General features: G+C 33.7%; 22 protein-coding genes. 9 read left to right on the top strand and 13 right to left on the bottom strand.

Annotated features, from left to right (window positions below):
- Nucleotides 1–19: 19 nt before the first annotated feature.
- Together ACNQGX_RS02745 and udk are read right to left on the bottom strand one after the other, a co-directional pair.
- A complete protein-coding gene (locus ACNQGX_RS02745; RefSeq protein WP_099714581.1) occupies nt 20–340 on the bottom strand; it encodes an FtsB family cell division protein in 321 nt (106 codons plus the stop codon).
- Nucleotides 341–480: 140 nt separating this feature from the next.
- Nucleotides 481–1,089 carry a uridine kinase gene (gene udk, locus ACNQGX_RS02750; RefSeq protein WP_417973792.1) on the bottom strand — a complete coding sequence of 203 codons (609 nt, stop codon included), beginning with the start codon at nt 1,087–1,089 and terminating at the stop codon, nt 481–483.
- 151 nt (nt 1,090–1,240) lie between these two features.
- On the opposite strand from udk, the gene ACNQGX_RS02755 reads away from it, so the two are divergent.
- The 4 genes from ACNQGX_RS02755 (at nt 1,241) to ACNQGX_RS02770 (ending at nt 3,623) form a co-directional block, all read left to right on the top strand.
- Nucleotides 1,241–1,822 carry a Crp/Fnr family transcriptional regulator gene (locus ACNQGX_RS02755; protein WP_417973794.1) on the top strand — a complete coding sequence of 194 codons (582 nt, stop codon included), beginning with the start codon at nt 1,241–1,243 and terminating at the stop codon, nt 1,820–1,822.
- Nucleotides 1,823–1,912: 90 nt separating this feature from the next.
- Nucleotides 1,913–2,665 (top strand): pirin family protein, encoded by a 753-nt coding sequence (locus tag ACNQGX_RS02760; protein ID WP_417973796.1) that lies wholly within the window; start codon nt 1,913–1,915, stop codon nt 2,663–2,665.
- A gap of 45 nt (nt 2,666–2,710) precedes the next feature.
- A complete protein-coding gene (locus ACNQGX_RS02765; protein ID WP_417973798.1) occupies nt 2,711–3,241 on the top strand; it encodes a YceI family protein in 531 nt (176 codons plus the stop codon).
- 70 nt (nt 3,242–3,311) lie between these two features.
- Entirely contained in the window at nt 3,312–3,623 is a 312-nt protein-coding gene (locus ACNQGX_RS02770) for a hypothetical protein (RefSeq protein WP_417973800.1), read from the top strand.
- A 54-nt stretch (nt 3,624–3,677) separates the two neighbouring features.
- Here the strand turns inward: ACNQGX_RS02770 and ACNQGX_RS02775 are convergent, their stop codons facing one another.
- The 6 genes from ACNQGX_RS02775 to dnaA form a co-directional block, all read right to left on the bottom strand.
- Nucleotides 3,678–4,559, bottom strand: a complete 882-nt coding sequence (locus ACNQGX_RS02775) for an SDR family oxidoreductase (RefSeq protein WP_417973802.1) — start codon at nt 4,557–4,559, stop codon at nt 3,678–3,680.
- A 77-nt stretch (nt 4,560–4,636) separates the two neighbouring features.
- Nucleotides 4,637–5,764 (bottom strand): methionine aminotransferase, encoded by a 1,128-nt coding sequence (locus ACNQGX_RS02780; RefSeq protein WP_417973804.1) that lies wholly within the window; start codon nt 5,762–5,764, stop codon nt 4,637–4,639.
- Between the two features lie 174 nt (nt 5,765–5,938).
- Nucleotides 5,939–6,469 carry a hypothetical protein gene (locus ACNQGX_RS02785; RefSeq protein WP_417973806.1) on the bottom strand — a complete coding sequence of 177 codons (531 nt, stop codon included), beginning with the start codon at nt 6,467–6,469 and terminating at the stop codon, nt 5,939–5,941.
- Nucleotides 6,470–6,977: 508 nt separating this feature from the next.
- Nucleotides 6,978–7,700, bottom strand: a complete 723-nt coding sequence (locus tag ACNQGX_RS02790; protein ID WP_417973808.1) for an SAM-dependent methyltransferase — start codon at nt 7,698–7,700, stop codon at nt 6,978–6,980.
- A 71-nt stretch (nt 7,701–7,771) separates the two neighbouring features.
- The gene (locus tag ACNQGX_RS02795) at nt 7,772–8,239 is read right to left on the bottom strand and encodes a low molecular weight protein-tyrosine-phosphatase (RefSeq protein WP_131917108.1); all 468 of its coding nucleotides are present in this window, start codon (nt 8,237–8,239) and stop codon (nt 7,772–7,774) included.
- Nucleotides 8,240–8,246: 7 nt separating this feature from the next.
- Nucleotides 8,247–9,674: a chromosomal replication initiator protein DnaA gene (gene dnaA, locus ACNQGX_RS02800; RefSeq protein WP_035674283.1), complete on the bottom strand. Its 1,428-nt coding sequence runs from the start codon at nt 9,672–9,674 to the stop codon at nt 8,247–8,249.
- A 184-nt stretch (nt 9,675–9,858) separates the two neighbouring features.
- Between dnaA and ACNQGX_RS02805 the strand changes: the two genes are divergently transcribed.
- Entirely contained in the window at nt 9,859–10,263 is a 405-nt protein-coding gene (locus ACNQGX_RS02805; RefSeq protein WP_417973811.1) for an acyl-CoA thioesterase, read from the top strand.
- Nucleotides 10,264–10,292: 29 nt separating this feature from the next.
- Here the strand turns inward: ACNQGX_RS02805 and ACNQGX_RS02810 are convergent, their stop codons facing one another.
- From ACNQGX_RS02810 to ribD, 3 genes are all read right to left on the bottom strand, one after another.
- A complete protein-coding gene (locus tag ACNQGX_RS02810; protein WP_417973865.1) occupies nt 10,293–10,922 on the bottom strand; it encodes an IMPACT family protein in 630 nt (209 codons plus the stop codon).
- 91 nt (nt 10,923–11,013) lie between these two features.
- The gene (locus ACNQGX_RS02815) at nt 11,014–11,616 is read right to left on the bottom strand and encodes an HAD family hydrolase (RefSeq protein WP_417973814.1); all 603 of its coding nucleotides are present in this window, start codon (nt 11,614–11,616) and stop codon (nt 11,014–11,016) included.
- Nucleotides 11,609–12,652, bottom strand: coding sequence for a bifunctional diaminohydroxyphosphoribosylaminopyrimidine deaminase/5-amino-6-(5-phosphoribosylamino)uracil reductase RibD (ribD, locus tag ACNQGX_RS02820; protein WP_417973816.1), 1,044 nt, complete (start codon nt 12,650–12,652; stop codon nt 11,609–11,611). The genes ACNQGX_RS02815 and ribD overlap by 8 nt, the downstream gene beginning before the upstream one ends.
- A 116-nt stretch (nt 12,653–12,768) precedes the next feature.
- Between ribD and ACNQGX_RS02825 the strand changes: the two genes are divergently transcribed.
- The 3 genes from ACNQGX_RS02825 to ACNQGX_RS02835 all read left to right on the top strand — a co-directional run bounded on the left by ACNQGX_RS02825 (nt 12,769) and on the right by ACNQGX_RS02835 (nt 15,109).
- Nucleotides 12,769–13,254 (top strand): GNAT family N-acetyltransferase, encoded by a 486-nt coding sequence (locus ACNQGX_RS02825; protein WP_417973818.1) that lies wholly within the window; start codon nt 12,769–12,771, stop codon nt 13,252–13,254.
- A 43-nt stretch (nt 13,255–13,297) separates the two neighbouring features.
- The gene (prmC, locus tag ACNQGX_RS02830; RefSeq protein ID WP_417973820.1) at nt 13,298–14,194 is read left to right on the top strand and encodes a peptide chain release factor N(5)-glutamine methyltransferase; all 897 of its coding nucleotides are present in this window, start codon (nt 13,298–13,300) and stop codon (nt 14,192–14,194) included.
- Nucleotides 14,195–14,278: 84 nt separating this feature from the next.
- Nucleotides 14,279–15,109 carry a hypothetical protein gene (locus ACNQGX_RS02835; RefSeq protein WP_417973822.1) on the top strand — a complete coding sequence of 277 codons (831 nt, stop codon included), beginning with the start codon at nt 14,279–14,281 and terminating at the stop codon, nt 15,107–15,109.
- 327 nt (nt 15,110–15,436) lie between these two features.
- On the opposite strand, the gene ACNQGX_RS02840 is transcribed toward ACNQGX_RS02835, so the two are convergent.
- Nucleotides 15,437–16,681 (bottom strand): ABC transporter permease, encoded by a 1,245-nt coding sequence (locus tag ACNQGX_RS02840; RefSeq protein ID WP_417973824.1) that lies wholly within the window; start codon nt 16,679–16,681, stop codon nt 15,437–15,439.
- 189 nt (nt 16,682–16,870) lie between these two features.
- Between ACNQGX_RS02840 and hisS the strand changes: the two genes are divergently transcribed.
- Nucleotides 16,871–18,241: a histidine--tRNA ligase gene (gene hisS / locus ACNQGX_RS02845; RefSeq protein WP_417973826.1), complete on the top strand. Its 1,371-nt coding sequence runs from the start codon at nt 16,871–16,873 to the stop codon at nt 18,239–18,241.
- 205 nt (nt 18,242–18,446) lie between these two features.
- Here hisS and ACNQGX_RS02850 read toward each other — a convergent pair whose 3' ends face one another.
- A complete protein-coding gene (locus ACNQGX_RS02850) occupies nt 18,447–18,902 on the bottom strand; it encodes a DUF1573 domain-containing protein (RefSeq protein WP_417973828.1) in 456 nt (151 codons plus the stop codon).
- Nucleotides 18,903–18,909 lie beyond the last annotated feature (7 nt).

Here is an 18,909-nt window from a genome sequence, read left to right on the forward strand (position 1 = left end):
CGAACCGAAACTTGGTGTTTTATTTTTCAATCGTGTCGCCTTCGAATTCAATGATATAAATATCTTCACTATCTTTTTTCATATAGTATTTTTCTCGGGCGTATTTTTCTATCTGTTCTGAATTTTTTAATTGCTTGATATTCTCTTGGTCTTTTTTTATTTCTTCTTTATAATAATTTGCATTGTCTTCCAATTCGTTGATTTGTTTGTCTAAAACACGATGTCCGAAATAAGAATAGTTATCCAGAAAAATCATCCAAGTAGCAAAAAATAACAAGACCCAGACATATTTGTTACTTAAAAATTTAAACCAAGGTTTGTCTTTATACGGATTTGTCATTTTTTATTTTTTTTAGCCCCGATTACAGTGAAAATCCTTTTAGTAGGTGATGATGACGAAGGAAGATTCACATCCTAAAAGATTGAAACGGAAAGCGGGAAATAGCTCCTAATAATTATTACACTAAAATTACAACTAAATTATAGAATTTTTTGATTTATTACCGCACGAACTACATCAATGGCGACCGTATTGTATTTGTCGTTTGGTATAATAATGTCTGCAAATGCTTTGGTTGGTTCTATAAACTGTTCGTGCATTGGCTTCAATGTTGTTTGGTATCTGTTGATTACTTCATGCATATCTCGGCCACGTTCAGCGATATCGCGTTTCATACGTCGGATTAATCGTTCGTCAGAATCAGCATGAACGTATATTTTTACATCAAATAATTCCCTTAATTCGGGATTTGCCAAAATTAAAATCCCTTCCACAATCATCACTTTTCGGGGATGTGTGAAAACGGTATCGTCCGTTCTATTGTGCGTTACAAACGAATAAACGGGTTGATTAATGTTGTTTCCTTCTTTTAATTCTTTAAGGTGATTTACCAATAATTCGAAATCAATGGCACGCGGATGATCAAAATTAATTAATGCTCTTTCATCAAATGACAGTCCGTGATTTTCTTTATAATACGAGTCTTGCGAAATAATTCCTACTTCGGTTTCTGGTAATTCATTCATAATTTGATGTACAACGGTTGTTTTTCCGCTTCCTGTACCACCTGCAATTCCTATAATGAGCATAATTTTTTTGTTATGTATTTTATCCCGACAAAAATAGGAATTTAATTGGGAGTGGATTTTGTTTTTTGTGGAAATCTTGCTAATTTAATATATTTATTGGCGGTTATTAATTGACATTTTTTTCTATCTTTAGTTTCTAAAACAGACTGCTTTGTATTCACAAATCAATAAAAACATAAGTCGCTATGTCACTTTTGAACCGAAAGAATTAGAAATTTTTAATTCTTTATTGGAATATAAATCCGTTCCTAAGAAAACGATTTTGCTCCATGAAGGCGAGATGTGCAATTTTGAAGCTTTTGTTATCAAAGGTTGTGTCCGGAAATATTATATTGATGCGAATGGTTTTGAAGTTATTCTACAATTTGCCATCGAAAATGCCTGGGTGAGCGATATTTCTTTTAGTATTTATGAAGATAAACCGAGTCGGGTATATATTGAAACATTGGAAGATTGTGAATTTTTTATGTTTAGTCCAGACACAAAAGAAGAATTATTTGCCAAAGCACCCAAGTTTGAACGCGCTTTCCGGATCCTAATGCAACGCAATCTTGCGGTTACTCAAGAACGCTTATTCAATACCATTTCTAAAACTGCCACCGAGAAATATTTGGAGTTTCTCGACCATTATCCCACACTTTCACAGCGCGTTGCCCAGCATTACATTGCTTCCTATTTGGGTATTTCTGCCGAGTTTTTAAGTAAAATAAGAACCAGAATCACCAAACACTAAACTCTCGTTATTTTTCATTTCTTGTCCTAGTTCAATGCATGCGCCTTTTTTTTGACGCAACTTTGCATCATACTATTAAACAACAGAACAATGGAAAATACAGATAAAATAACAGACGGAACAATTACGCATTCCATTTTGCATAAAGCAAATACCCGTGGTCATGCTAATCACGGTTGGTTAGAATCCTATCATACTTTTAGTTTTGCAAATTATCAAAATCCGGAGCGTATGAATTTTGGCGTGCTGCGCGTTCTGAATGATGACAGAGTCAATCAGGGAATGGGTTTTGGGAAACATCCGCATGACAATATGGAAATTATTTCTATTCCGCTCGAAGGTGATTTAGAACATCAAGACAGTATGGGAAATACTACCATAATCAAAGAAGGGGAAATTCAGGCGATGAGCGCCGGTACCGGAATTTTTCACAGTGAGTACAATAAAAACAAAGATCAGTTGGTTAAATTTTTGCAGATTTGGATTTATCCAAATCAGAAAAATGTAACGCCTCGTTATGACCAAATCACTTTAGATTTAAATGATCGTCACAATAAATTACAGCAAATTTTATCTCCAGATCCAGAAGACGAAGGGGTTTGGATTCATCAGGATGCTTGGTTTCATATTGGGAAGTTTGACAATGGTTTTTCTACTTCGTATGAATTGAAAAAACCAGGAAATGGAATATATGCTTTTGTTTTAAAAGGGGATTTCACGATTGGAAACATCGCTTTAAATGAACGTGACGGATTAGGAATTTGGGATACCAATTCGATTAAAATTACCGCTAATTCAGCTAATGCCGAAATCCTATTGATGGAAGTACCGATGAAATTGTAATCAAATAAATGAATAATAGAATAACTAATAATAAATAAGAATACTATGTCAACAACAAAATGGGTAATTGACCCAGCACACTCAGAAATTGGTTTTAAAGTGAAACACATGATGTTCACTACTATTTCAGGTAAATTTTCAAAATTCGATGCAACGATTGAATCAGAAGACGATGATTTTGAAAATGCAAAAATTGAATTTACCGGAGCAATTGATTCCATAACAACAGGAAATGCAGATAGAGATACGCATTTATTGAGTCCGGATTTTTTTGATGCTGCACAATTTCCAGAAATTAAATTTAGTGCTACTTCTTTCACTAAAATTAATGAAGGTGAATATGAATTGGTTGGAGATTTAACCTTACACGGCGTTACAAAATCGGTAAAATTAGCTGCAGAATATGGAGGATTAATGAAAGATCCATGGGGAAATACCAAAATGGCTCTTTCATTAGAAGGAAAAATTAACAGAAAAGATTGGGGATTAAACTGGAATTCTGCTCTTGAAACAGGTGGTGTTTTAGTAAGCGAAGAAGTTCGTTTGAATATCGAATTGCAATTTTTGCAACAATAATTTAAAGTAAACAAACACAGATCTCAAAAGGTTATTTCTTTTGGGGTTTGTGTTTTTTAAAAGTGGAATGATGGAAACCATAAATATTTTATACATAGGAAGACATCTGGAAATTTTGGCAACTGTAGTTCGATTAATAAATGCAAACGAGAATTGGAATGGAGTAGGCGTTATGAATGATGAAGAAGCGAAGGATATTTTTCTAAAAAAATTTTTTTCCCTTGTATTGTTGGGTTCCGGAATTCAGGAAGAAAGCGAAACTAATTTATGTGCTTTTTTCAATAAGCAGAATCCAAATATAGTTATTGTTCAGCATTATGGCGGTGGGAGCGGCTTGCTGAAAAGTGAAATTTTACTTGCCTTGGAGAATAATGAAAATTAGCAGAAACAAAAAAGAGAGCCATGTGACTCTCTTTTGTTATTTTATAAAAAACTATTATTTATTCTTCTTTGCTTTGATCATCATTTCCAACTGATCCCAAAGTTCTTCAGGAATAGCCTCCAGAATATTAAATTGTCCGGCGCCTTTCAGCCATTCGCCACCGTCAATAACAACGACTTCCCCATTTACATACGCTGAAAAATCAGAAACTAAATAAGCCGCTAAATTGGCTAATTCCTGATGATCTCCTACACGTTTTAACGGTACTTTTTTAGCCATATCAAATTTCTCGGCTAAATCGCCTGGTAACAATCGGTCCCAAGCGCCTTTAGTAGGGAATGGTCCCGGTGCAATTGCATTAGAACGAATTCCGTATTTTGCCCATTCTACCGCAAGACTTCGTGTCATGGCCAAAACTCCAGCTTTTGCAGTAGCGCTAGGCACCACATAAGCAGAACCTGTCCAAGCGTAAGTCGTTACAATATTTAAAATGGTAGATGATTTTTGTTTGGTGTCAATCCAATGTTTTCCAAAAGCTAGTGTACAGTTTTTGGTACCTTTTAAAACAATATCAATTACAGTATCAAAAGCATTGGCAGATAATCTTTCGGTTGGAGAAATGAAATTTCCGGCAGCATTATTCAGTAAAACATCAACTTTGCCAAAAGCTTTTAAAACTTCTTGGAGCATATTTTCCACTTCTTCATAATGACGCACATCACATTGAATTGGAAGACATTTTCCGCCTGTTTCAGTTTCCAGTTCTGCAGCGGTGTTTTTTAGTTTTTCTAAATCTCTGGAAGTAATGGCAACATGTGCACCTAATTCCAGAAAATATTTAGTCATTGCTTTTCCTAAACCGCTTCCGCCTCCGGTTACTACAATCACTTTGCCTTTCAGGGCATCGTCACGTAACATTTTATCTGTATAACTCATATTTTGATATTTTTTTTATTGTAAATATAATAAATTAAATAGTATGCATGCATAATAAAAAAACAAAATCGTTTCTTTTAAATAACACACAATCTTTTAGCGGCTTCTTCCAGCGTTGTATTGTCTTTGGCAAAACAGAAACGTATTAATTTGAGGTCTTTTCCATCGGCATAAAAAGTAGAAATAGGAATTGCAGCCACGCCATGTTCAATAATGAGACGTTTGCAAAAATCAATATCATTCTCATTTGAAATAGTAGCATACGAAGCCACCTGAAAATAAGTTCCCTCGCACGGCATGAGTTCGAAGCGGCTGTCTTTTAATAATTGTCTAAAGTAATCCCGTTTTTCCTGATATAATTTCCCGATTTCAGCTATAGAAACGATGTCCAAATACTCGCTAATGGCAACCTGACAAATACTATTAACGCTAAAAACTAAAAACTGATGTACTTTTTTGATTTCCTTCATTAAGTATTCAGGAGCTACTAAATAGCCCACTTTCCATCCCGTAACATGGAATGATTTTCCAAAAGAGGAAACTATTACACTACGATTTAATAGTTTTTCCCGCGTATGAGCCGAAATATGTTTTTCCTCGAAAGTGATGTATTCATAAACTTCATCAGAAAGAAGTACGATATCAGGATATTTTTCCAACAGGATTTCCAAGGCTTCAAAATCGGAATCCGTTAAAATTTTTCCCGTTGGATTATGCGGATTATTAATGATAATCATTTTGGTTTTTGACGTACACGCTTTTTCGATAACTTCCCAATTTGGAGTATAATCATCGTTCAGTGCCACTCGAACCGGATTTGCGTTGCACAATAATACGGGTGCTTCATAGCAATCATAACTTGGATCTAAGATAATTACTTCATCATTATTTTTTACTAAAGCCGTTATAGTGGTGAAAATGGCTTGGGTGGCTCCGGCGGTAACTAACAATTCCGTTTCCGGTTGCATGGTTCTTCCGTAGGAGGTATTAACCAGTGTCGCTATTTTTGATAATAATGGCGCGTAACCAGACATTGGTGTGTATTGATGAACATTTTCTTTAGCCAGTTTGGCTACTATATCAGTCAATCTTTCGTCAACAGGAAAGTTTGGAAAACCTTGTGAAAGATTGATGGCGTTATATTCAGCTGCCATTTTTGACATAACCGTAAAAATACTCGTGCTGATATTGGGTAGTTTACTCATTAAAAATAACATTGATTACTTTTATAAAAGTACTGGTTTTATCCTAATTTTAATTTTTTACGGACTGATAATTATCAAAAATTTGAGTTCTTGCCTTTCTTATTTATTTGCTAAATCGTATTCTAAAGGAAAAGCTACCAATTCGGTAGCTTTTCCTTTATGGTTATTAGTAGTTTAATTTTCTTTAACAATTTCACCATCTGGTTTGACAATTAATTTACGAACTTCATTACCTTTCTTTATTTTAAGATTGTACTCTTTTTTAATGATATCACCTTCTTTTTGAGAATATAAATACTTGTCATTTACAATCTGCCAACCTGGATATGTTTTGTAAATGGAATAAATTACACTATTTGGAAGTTTTATATTTTTATAATTTTCAATAACACTAGTCAATTTACCATTTTCATTATATGTTGCAGTCAATGATCCTTTACTGGTTTCCATAATTACCAAATAATTTTCAAATCCTTCATAATCTCTCCCTAAATCATAGGCAATGAATTTTTCTTCAAGTGCTCTTACGCTTTTATCGGGGTTTCTATCAGGTAAGTATATGGAAAAATCTTTACCGGCACTTTTAATTACAACTCCTGGTAAATTTACCATTTTAATATTCCCTTGCCCTGAATCAATTACTTTATCCTGAGAATAAATGGTACTTATGCTTAAAAAAAATAAAACAATTATATATGATTTCATGATATTTTGCTTTTAAATTAATGATCTTATACACAATACATTAATGATTAAATGAACTGTTAAGGCTTAATTCATTTCTTCCCCTTTTTGTTTTTTGCAATTTATTTAAGTCATTATAATTCATAACATCAGTAGTTTTATTTTTTTTGAATTTTAAATCAAAAAACGACTGTGGGCAGTAGTAAAGTTACCTTTTTTTCATAGGTACACGGGTTAACTTTTTTGTAAATAATGTTAATGTAAACAGGGATTTTGTTCGAATTTTTTAGCAGGAAAATCCATTTGCAATATCGAAGAAATAACGAAGTATTTGCTATTTCGAAATAAAAATGAACCTTTTGGGAAGTAATCCTTTAGGTTATTTAATAAGCAGGAGGAAACCTTTCGAAAAGTTTAATTTTTAAATGAAATTGTAGCGCTAAAAAAGAAGTATTTTAGGGTTGTTTTGATAGCGATTGATCCCTAAATAAGATTTTGAACTCGGTTTTAAAGTCAAAAATCAGAAATATTACATTTTGTGAATGATGAAAATAGTAGGACGGTTGTGTAAATCCACTTTTGTTTTTTTCCAATCAGAAGCTCGCATGGTTTTGATATATTCTGAAGGTAAAGTAATATCAGTTGCAATACAAAGATGAGTTGCGGGATTTATAGCCTGTAAAATATCTTCCAGCATTTTATTATTTCGATACGGAGTCTCTATAAAAATTTGAGATTGGTTTTTATCCTGAGATAATTTTTCCAAATTTTTCAGAGCTGTCTTTTTTTCTCCTTTTTCAATAGGCAAGTAGCCATTAAACGTAAAACTTTGTCCATTCATTCCAGAAGCCATCATAGCCAAAAGAATAGAAGAAGGCCCAACTAACGGTACAACTTGGATTCCTTTTTCATGTGCCAATTTTACAATAACGGCACCGGGATCAGCAACACCAGGGCAGCCTGCTTCGCTCATTAATCCCATGTTTTTCCCTTCTAATAAAGGTTTTATGAAATCTAAATGCTCTTTGGTTTCGGTATGTTTGTTTAATACAAAAAGTTTTAGCTCCGATTGTTTCTTTTCAGGATTTACACCTTTAATGGATTTTCGGGCTGTTTTTTCATTTTCAACAATATAATAATCTATGAAATCAATACTTCTTTTTACGGTTTGAGGCAACACATCCATTGGATCGCAATCGCCCATTGTAGTAGGGATTAAGTATAGTTTTCCTAATAAAGTAGTTGTTTGCATTGCTGTAGTTTTACGTTTCTAGAGTAAATTTTTATTGATTTTTTCCTATGGAAATTTTTAAATCCAAAGGATTATTGATGTTTGTCTATTAATTTTTTTGCAATTATATCGCAAACTTCATCAAGCATGTTATAAACTATTTCAAATCCATTGGGTAAACCAAAATACGGATCTGGAACATCTACCTTTTCGTTGGGAAATAATTCATTTAAAATCAGTTGTACTTTTTGTTTTTGTTCTTGGGTTTCGGCAAGCTGAATAACATCGTCATAATTAGAATTATCCATTACATAGATGTAATCAAATGAATCGAAATCAGATTTACTGAATTGTCTTCCTTTTTGATCTGAAATACTTATTTTGTTTTTTTTTGCTACAGCAATGGATCGGTCATCCGGAGTATGGCCAACGTGCCAAGGTCCAGTTCCTGCTGAATCAACTTTGAATTTATTTTTTGGGAGCTTTGAGGCTAATATGCCTTCGGCTAAGGGTGATCGACAAATATTGCCCAAACAGACCATTAAAATTTTCACGGACATGATGCGTTTACAGCGTTAATTTTTTATTGATATCTTCAACAAATTTCTTGAATTGTTTGTCGGTAGCAACTAAATTATCAACGGTTTTACATGCGTGTAATACGGTAGCGTGATCTCTGTCCCCAATTTGAGAACCAATATTTGCTAAAGATGCTTTTGTGAATTTTTTTGCAAAAAACATTGCCAATTGTCTGGCTTGAACAACGTGTCTTTTTCTGGTTTTTGATTGCAATGTTTCTAAATCCAATTGGAAGTAATCCGAAACAATTTTTTGAATGTAATCGATAGAAATTTCTCGTTTTACATTTTTAACAAATTTTTCAACAACACTTTTAGCAAGTTCCAGCGTAACTTCTTTTTTATTAAATGAAGATTGCGCAATCAAGGAAATGATGGCTCCTTCCAGTTCTCTTACATTCGATTTGATGTTACGGGCAACATATTCTATTATTTCTTCAGGGATTTCAACACCATCTCTGTACAATATATTTTTTAGGATAGAAATTCTGGTTTCATAATCCGGTTGGTGCAATTCTGCAGACAATCCCCATTTGAAACGAGATAATAATCGTTGTTCAATATCTTGCATGTCAACTGGCGCCTTGTCAGATGTCAAGATTACCTGTTTGCCATTTTGATGTAAATAATTGAAAATATGGAAGAAAACATCCTGAGTTCCAGATTTTCCGGAAAGGAACTGAACATCATCAATAATTAAAACATCAATTAATTGATAGAAATGTATGAAATCATTTCGGTTGTTTTTCTTTACCGAGTCAATATATTGTTGCGTGAAAATCTCCGCTGAAATGTATAAAACAGTTTTTTCCGGGTATTTGTCTTTTATTTCCACACCAATAGCATGTGCTAAGTGTGTTTTTCCTAGACCAACTCCTCCAAAAATCAACAACGGATTAAAGGAAGTTCCTCCAGGTTTATTGGCAACAGCCATACCCGCAGAACGGGCTAATCTATTAGAATCTCCTTCTAAAAAATTATCAAAACTGTAATTTGCATTCAGTTGGGATTCGATTTTTAAATTTCGGATTCCCGGGATTACAAATGGATTTTTTAATTCTGGGTTTAAGTTTTTGAATGGAGCATCAACTTCTTGAGGCTTCATAGGAACTCTATTGGCACTTGGCAATTGTTCCGTAAACGGTTGTTTGTTGCCATAAGTGTTTTCCATTCTAATTTTATAAAGTAACTTAGCGTTTTTTCCAAGTTCTTTGGTAAGTGCCACTTTTAGTAATTTTACATAGTGTTCTTCTAACCATTCGTAGAAAAATTTACTTGGAACTTGAATATATAATGCGTTATCGGTTAGCTCAACTGATTTGATTGGTTCGAACCAAGTTTTGTAAGCTTGATCCTGAATGTTGTCTTTTATAAAAGACAAACAGTTTTCCCATACTGATTGAGCAGTTTTGTTCATATATTCTGTTAAATTATTTTTAATTGGTAATTGTTATCTTACAAAAAAAAAGATGTTTTCTTATTATTTATCGGGGTAACAAATATGTGAACAAATTTCTGTAAAAAAAAATATATTGGACAATAATTTTCCGAATTATTGTTGTAAGGAGCTTTTTAAATTTAAAAATTTTAATACATAATTAGTGAAAGATCATCAAATACAAGTTAGGGTACGCTACTCTGAAACGGATCAAATGGGCGTTGTATATCACGGAAATTACATCCCTTATTTTGAGATAGGAAGGGTGGAATGGCTTAGAGACAAAGGGATTTCCTATAAAAGCATGGAAGAAAGTGGGATTGCGCTTCCTATTGTTTCCATGAATATAAATTATAAAAAATCAGCTCGGTATGATGAGTTGCTTACGGTTCACACTGTTTTCAAAAGTCAGAGTTCTGTGAAGATAGAATTTGATTGCGCTATTTATAATGACTCTGATGAGTTATTAACAACTGCCCAATTTATTTTGGTTTTTGTGTCTTTAAAAACAGGTCGTCCTACCGCTCCGCCGGATTATATTTTAGAACTCTTAAAAACAATAGAATAAATTATAAAAAAAGCAATTTTTAGTAGAAATTAGAGTCGTTTTATGTCGATTTCAAACATTGAATTAAAAATGTCGAATACCATTTCGGCATTTTTTTTTCGGGTTTTTAGCTCTATTTTCCCCATTGGAAGTGCTGAAATTTCATTTATTTCCATTTCTTGACTTACAATTTCCAGCTTTTTTTCCTTGATTACCCGCATTACTTTATTCATATTTTTATAATCAAATGTGATTGTAAAATGAATATCTATCGTTTTTTCGACAATTTCACAGGTCTCAAGAACCATTTGTGCGGTCGTTTTATAAGCAGAGATTAATCCTCCAGCGCCTAATTTCACACCACCAAATATTCGGACTACAACAATAAGTAGATTGGTCACTGAAAAAGACTGAATTTGTCCATAAATAGGCATTCCTGCGCTATTGCTGGGTTCGCCATCATCATTTGCTCTATAAGTTACCGTATCAGCCCCTATTTGGTACGCATAACAAAAATGTCCTGCATTGGGATGTTGTTTTCGTAAGGTTTCGATTAGTGGTTTTACTTCTTCTTCAGATTGAATTGGAAATGCATAACCAAAAAATTTACTATTTTTTTCTTTGAATAATAATTCTTTAGAAGAAAATTCAATAGTGTTGTAGGTGTCTTTCAAGTTCAAGTTCAATGGCAATATCAATATCAATATCAATTTCAAAAATCAATTTCAATTTCAAAACGTCATTGTCATTGATTTTTTTAAATTATTTTTTCTAAATTATTTTTTTGTCAAATAAATGAACGACATCTTCTTTTCCCACTTGCAAATTCCAAACTTGAAATCCTAATGCAAGTGCCGCATCTGTATTTTCTTTTTTGTCATCAATAAATAAAGTGCGTTTTGGAGTTAACTCATGTTGCTTTACCAAGTAATTGAAAATTTCGGCTTCGGGTTTTCGCATACCTAACTCAAAAGAAAAATAAACTCTTTCAAAACATTGATAAAATTCTCTGTAAAAAGTTATTCCGGCTTTGTGCTGAAATCTATCGATGTGGATTGCATCCGTATTGCTTAACAGAAACAAACGGTATTTTTGCGAAAGCATTTGCAAAAATTCAAGTCTGTACAATGGAAAATCCAATAAAATGGTATTCCATGCATTCCTGATCTCATCTATTGAAGCTTTAGGCATATGTTTCTGGAAGCCTTCAATGAATTGAAGTTCAGAAATTTTTCCTTTTTCAAATGATAGGTTGAGTTGATCTAAATCCTCAGTCCATTCTTTTAAACCTAATTTAGAAAACTCGACAATAGGAGCTTCTTTGTCTAAATTGATAAAAATATCTCCAAAATCAAAAATTATAGTATTAATCATAGTTTCTAGATAGTATTAATTCATCATTACCAATCGATTGCTTTTTGAACTGGTTTTTATCTAGTATCGGGGCTTTAATTCCTTCCTTAAATTGTACGTTTCCAACAAATATTCTAGCTTCGTCCCAAAGATTGGCATCAATAAATGTCTGTAAGGTTTGTCGTCCTCCTTCAATAATAATGGATTGAATTTGATGTTGATATAGCGATTGTATTATTTGGGTTGCTATATTTTGTTCAAAATCAATATACTCAAAGATACTATTTTCTTTTTCAATAGGTTGTTTTGATTTAGAAAATAGGATAGTTTTAACGTGATTGTCAAATATATGATTGTCTTCAGGAATGCGATTATTTTGGTCTAAAACTACTCTAATCGGATTGTTTCCGGACCAATCCCGTGCATTTAATTTTGGATTATCATCAATGGCAGTTTGAGTTCCCACCAGAATGGCTTGCTCGTCTGTTCGCCATTTATGTACCAATTGTCTCGAATAAGAATTTGTAATCCAGACGGGTTTTTTTTCTGATTTTTCCTTAGGTGCGATAAAACCATCTTGACTTTCGGCCCATTTCAAAATAATATAAGGTCTTTTCTTTTCGTGAAATGTAAAGAACCTTTTATTAAGTTCATGACATTCCTCTTCAAGAATACCTACGGTAACATGTATTCCGGCTTCCATTAGTTTTTTGATTCCGTTTCCCGCCACTTTTACATTGGGGTCAACAGTTCCTATAACGACATTTGGAATTTTATTTTTTATAATCAAATCACAACAAGGCGGCGTTTTGCCAAAATGACTACACGGTTCTAAACTCACATAAATAGTCGCTTTTTTCAACAACGATTTGTCTTTTACGGAATTCACAGCGTTTACCTCGGCGTGTGGTTCTCCCGATTTTTTATGCCAGCCTTCGCCAATGATTTTGTCTTCATAAACAATGACACTGCCTACCAAAGGATTTGGATACGTTGTTCCCAAACCATTTTTGGCTAATTCGATGCATCGTCGGATGTATTTTTCATGTATTTTCACAACACAAAAGTAGTTATTTTGGGTTTAGCCCCGAAACTTCGGGATTAGTTTTGAAACTTTCTAAAATAACACTAAACAATTTCTACTTTTGCATATAAAATTAGTTTTTGATAAAAATGGAAAATTACAGCATTAGAAAAATAAAAAAAGAGGACAATCAAGCGGTTGCTGCATTGATAAGAGCAGTTTTTGACGAATTAAATATTCCAAAAGTAGGAACGGCCTATGAAGATCCATATTTGGATTTAATGTTTGAGGAATACAATAAACCTAAATCCGTTTATTATGTTGTAGAAAAGGACGGGAAAATTGTTGGTTCTGCCGGTGTTGCGCCACTTGAAAATGAAGCTGAAAGCATCTGCGAACTTCAAAAAATGTATTTTCTGCCGGAAACCAGAGGTCTTGGAATAGGTAGCCAAATGATGGACAAGTGTTTACAAAGTGCCAAAGATTTTGGTTTTGAAAAATGCTATTTGGAAACAATGCCTTTTATGCTTGATGCTCAAAAACTGTACAAGAAAGTAGGTTTTGAAAACATTTGTTCTCCAATGGGAAGCACTGGGCATACCAGTTGTCCTGTTTGGATGCTGAAAGAGTTATAAGTTTTGAATTGATTACTTTAATCCAGACAATCTACACCTTAAAATGAAAATTAAAGAATACAGAACCCAATTTATTCAAGAACTGACTCCAATTTATGATGCTGGAGAAGCGGAGAGTTTTTTCTATTTAATTTTAGAAGAAAAACATAAACTGAAAAGAATAGACTTGGCGTTGCATACTGATTTGGTTTTTTCGGAAGCGGAAATTGTAGTTTGGAATTCCATTTTAGAACAATTGAAACAGGAAATTCCAGTACAATATCTTTTAGGGAAAACGAGTTTTTATGGATTGGATTTTGAAGTCAATGAGAACGTTTTGATTCCAAGATCCGAAACCGAGGAATTGGTTGATTGGATTATATCTAATAATCTAATAATCCAAGAGTCTAATCCCGAAACTTCGGGACTAAGGATTCTGGACATTGGAACTGGAAGCGGTTGTATTGCCATTTCATTGGCAAAAAATCTTCCAAATGCTACAGTTTTTGCAATTGATGTTTCTGAAAAGGCTTTGGCTACAGCCCAAAAAAATGCCGAGATAAATGCCGTAAACGTTACTTTTATCAATCAAAACATTCTTGATGTTGTCTCCCTGGGCGATCTCGAAATTTCGGGAGAAAGGTTAGGGCAACAATTTGATATTATTGTTTCTAATCCGCCTTATGTTCGCAATTTAGAAAAAGAGGAAATCAAGAAAAATGTATTGGACAATGAACCGCATTTGGCGCTTTTTGTTGAAGACAATGACGCATTAATTTTTTATAGAAAAATAGCTGAATTGGCTCAGAAAAATCTATCTGAAAACGGACAATTGTATTTTGAAATCAATCAATATCTAGGCATAGAAATGATTGATTTACTTGAAAAAATGAATTTCAAAAACATCGAATTACGAAAAGATATTTACGGAAATGACAGAATGCTTAAGGGGGATAATTGAATTATAGTGCGGGTGCGGATTGCAAAATCGCATGTAGATATGTACGCGTTGTCTAGGGGTTTTATTAGTAAAAAATAAAAAGATATGGGATATTATAGTGGTTTAGATTTTGATTTTATAAAAGCAGGTAAAAACCCATTTATTGCCGATGTACTTGGTATTTCCTATGAAGAATTATTATTTTTAGAATGTGAATTCTTTATTGATACCTGTAAGAATGGACTAATCCAAACTTATAGAGTTGTATTTGATAAAGACTCATTGAAAGAAATTTTATTGAAGATTGACCGTTTAGAATCTGGATTTACTGCATATATCCAACCTTATGAATTGAAATTCGAGGATTATTATCAGAGTGAATACGAATCCATTTCTAAAAACAATAGACACTTAGAAAAATTTAATTTAGAAATTGACAATTTAAAAGAACTAAGTAAATTAAAAATAGAACCTACTAATCTTACAAATGTCTTACATCGGCAAATTTGTATTGGAGTTATTGGAACGATGGAAACTTTTCTTTCTGAAGTTTTTATTAACCTAACAATGAATAATCCAGATAATTTTCAAAGGTTTGTTGAAAATCATCCAGAATTTAAAAAAAGAAAGTTTGAATTACGTGAAATCTTTAATCAACAAGATAGAATTAAACAAACTGTTATGGAAGTAATGCTTGATACTATTTATCACAATTTACCTTCTGTTAAAAACATGTTCATCTCAACTTTCAAAATTAATTTTCCAAATATAGGAGAAGTTTATGAATATGTTATGATGCGACATGATTTAGTTCATAGAAATGGTAAAACCAAAGATGGTAAAAATGTAGTAACTGATGAGGATGCCATAGAAAATATGATTAGGTGTATTTCTGAATTTATTATTGAGATTAGCAAAGAATTAAATCTAGATTAGCCCTACCCTCTCTGCAAAGTTTTCTAAATTTTGCTCGTTTTTAAAAGTTTTCTATCTTTTTCTGTTAATGTCTTTAATAATTCTATTTGTTTCCAGAAGAATATGTTTTAAACGGAATGTGCGTGAGGGGTAGGAGCTAGTTACCTTGTAACGTGGATGACCCGACCGCATTAAGAAAAGGGGCAACTAGCACGTATGATTAGTTGCCCCTTTTTTTAATGGGGTCACGCCCAAATTGTTTTCGAAAATACTGAATGTGATTGCTTTGCTTCGTTCCGATAGCTATCGGAACTCGCAACTCCTCGTAATGACTTTGACCACTGCAATCTACTCATATCGCAATGCCTCAATTGGGTCCAGTTTCGCCGCTTTTACAGCTGGATATAAACCGGAAACGATTGCCACGATAAAACTGGTTATAAACGCGGACATAATGGCGCCCCACGGAATTACAAAATCGAAACTCATTGCTGTTGCAATACCAAAACCAATTAAGATTCCAAAAATTATACCCACCAATCCGCCTAATTGACCAATAAGTAAAGTTTCTATAAAAAACTGAAAAGCAATTGTCGTTTTTTTGGCTCCCAAGGCTTTTCGAACCCCTATTTCCCGTGTGCGCTCCGTTACAGAAACAATCATAATATTCATCAAGGCAATCGAAGATCCAAGAACGGTGATGATGCCGATAAGCCAAGATGCAAGCCCCAGATATTGTGTGATTCCAAGGATTTTGTTGATGAGGTCATCACTACGAACTACTCCAAAATTATTGTCTTTTACCGGACTTAATTTACGAACGCGGCGCATAGTACTTGTCGCGTTGTCTATTGCCTTATCTAAAAATTCTTTTTTAGAAACCATGACGCTCATGGTGTAATTTATGTTTGGTGCTGTAAACAAGGAACGTGCCACTTGAATAGGTATTAAAATCCTTAAATCTTGACTGTTCCCAAAGGTTGATCCTTTCTCTTTTAGGACTCCAATAACTTTAAATTTGGCTCCTCGAATCGAGATAATTTTATCAATAGGATTTACATCTTTTAATAATTCTTTTTCAAAATCAGAACCTACAATACACACATAAGCATTGTTATCGATGTCAAATCCAGTAAAATTACGTCCGGAGCTGATTTCTAATCCGGAGTTGGTGACAAAAAATTCATCGACACCAACAACCGTATTTTCGGGATCCGTTTTAGAAGATTCATATTTTACTTCGGCAGCAGTAGTTGCGGTAAAAGAAAGCGAAGTTTCAGTAAAAGGATATTTGTATTTGTTTTTAAAAGCGACCGCTTCAGGGTAAGAAATGATTGGATTTATTATTTCTCTTTCTCCGCCACCGCGATTTCGAGTTGTGTTTTCGTATTGATTGATATTAAAGGTATTGGCTCCCATTGATGCGAAATCAGAGGAAATAGTGTTTTCCAGAGCAGAAACAACAGTAAGAATACTAACTAAAGCCGTGATACCAATAGCGATAATCAACACGGTAAGAACGGTTCTCAACAATTGAGTTCTGATGGAACCGAATGCAATTCGAATATTTTCTTTGAATAATTTTAACATCATAGCAGTTTGACACGAAAATACAATTTTTGTTACAAGTTTGTTTTAGAAGAAGCATTATTTATTTTAAAAATAAGATATTTGCACCCAAATTTATGATTTACGTCCCGATAGTTATCGGGATTGATTTACGATTAGTTTTTTGAGCGTATTCGAAGATCTAAAAATCCAATAATCTAAAAATCCAAAAAAATGGCATCAAAACCGAGCATTCCAAAAGGAACCAGAGATTTTTCACCAACTGAGGTGGCAAAACGTCACTATATCATTCAGATTATAAAAAGTAATTTCGAGAAATTTGGTTTTCAACCGATAGAAACTCCTTCGTTCGAAAACTCCGAAACCTTAATGGGGAAATACGGAGAAGAAGGCGATCGTTTGATTTTTAAAATATTAAATTCAGGAGATTATTTGGCAAAAGCCAATGCGACTCATTTAGAAAATAAAGACAGCACTAAATTAACGTCAAGTATTTCCGAAAAAGCCTTGCGTTATGACTTAACCGTTCCGTTTGCCCGTTACGTAGTGCAACACCAAAATGATATAGAATTTCCATTCAAAAGATACCAAATTCAACCCGTTTGGAGAGCTGACCGCCCGCAGAAAGGACGTTTCAGAGAGTTTTTTCAATGTGATGCGGATGTGGTAGGTTCTAAATCGTTGTGGCAAGAAGTAGAATTGGTTCAGTTGTATGACACTGTTTTTTCTGCTTTAGGATTAGAAGGAGTAACCATCAAAATCAATAACCGAAAAATATTATCTGGTATTGCGGAAGTGATTGGCGCATCAGATAAATTAATAGATTTCACCGTTGCGTTAGACAAACTCGATAAAATAGGCGAGGACGGCGTGAAAAAAGAAATGATGGAGAAAGGAATTTCGGAGGAAGCGATTCTGAAAGTACAGCCGTTATTTAATTTCACAGGAACTATTTCAGAGAAAATGAATCAACTTTCGGTTTTGCTAGCTGAGTCTAATGAAGGAATGAAAGGAGTTGAAGAGTTGCGTTTTATTTGTGATAACGTTACGGAACTAGGATTGTCAACAGCAATTTTAGATTTGGATGTAACCTTGGCCAGAGGATTGAATTATTACACAGGCGCCATTTTTGAAGTGGCTCCGCCAAAATCAGTTGCCATGGGATCCATAGGCGGTGGTGGAAGATATGATGATTTGACCGGAATTTTCGGATTGAAAAACATGAGCGGAGTGGGAATTTCTTTTGGATTGGATCGAATTTATTTGGTAGTCGAAGAATTGAATTTATTTCCTGAAACCGTAACCGCAACATCCAAAGCGTTGTTTATTAATTATGGTGATACAGAAGCTTTTTACGCGATGAAAGCGATAAAAGAATTAAGGAATTCAGGTGTAAAAGTAGAATTGTATCCGGATAATGCGAAAGTGGCGAAGCAGTTTCAGCATGCTGATAAAAGAGGGATTCCTTTTGCGGTAATCGCAGGGGAACAAGAAATGGCTTCCAATTCTTTTTCTCTTAAAAATTTAGTGACTGGGGAACAGGTTTCAGTCGATTTTGAGGGTTTAAAAAACGCATTGTTATAGTTTTAGTTGTAAAAGCATAAAAAAAGCTCCGTTTTAGAAAACGGAGCTTTTTTTAATATAAGTCAATGGTGAATTAATAATTTTCAGGAGGTAATCTTTTTTTAACCTTAACAAAGCTAAATAATCTATATCGAGATAGTCTTAAAATTATATTAAAATTTTGAATCTATTAAAAACTTCTTTTTTGGTTTACAGATTAATATTTTTACTTTATTACATTCACGGCAAATGACAACGTCTGAACAAGATTAGTTTTATTATTGACTAATACATAGACATCTTTTCGCTGCCATCCTTGGAGATCTTTAGTATTGAATTTTGCTTTTATTATTCCTTGTCCACCAGTGGCTATCGCTTTTTTGGGTTTGTCAACCACGGTGCAATCACAACTTGTCGTAACGTTCGCGACAATCAATGGTTTATTGCCGGTGTTTTTAAAACGCCAACTCACTTCCACCTGTTTGCCTTCTTTTACGGTATCCAATTCTTTGTACATAGCGTCCATCCAACTAATGGTTGTGCAATTGGCAGGATCATTAATGTAGTTTCTCACTTTAGCAAACGCCAAAGAGTCCTTGGTCCAACTTTCGGTCTTTTTGGATTCCTTCTTTGAGCAGGCAAGCGGTAAAATGCCCAACATTATGAGTAGTAAATATCTCATGCTAATA

It is taken from the genome of Flavobacterium glycogeni, assembly GCF_048286775.1.
Lineage (GTDB): Bacteria > Bacteroidota > Bacteroidia > Flavobacteriales > Flavobacteriaceae > Flavobacterium.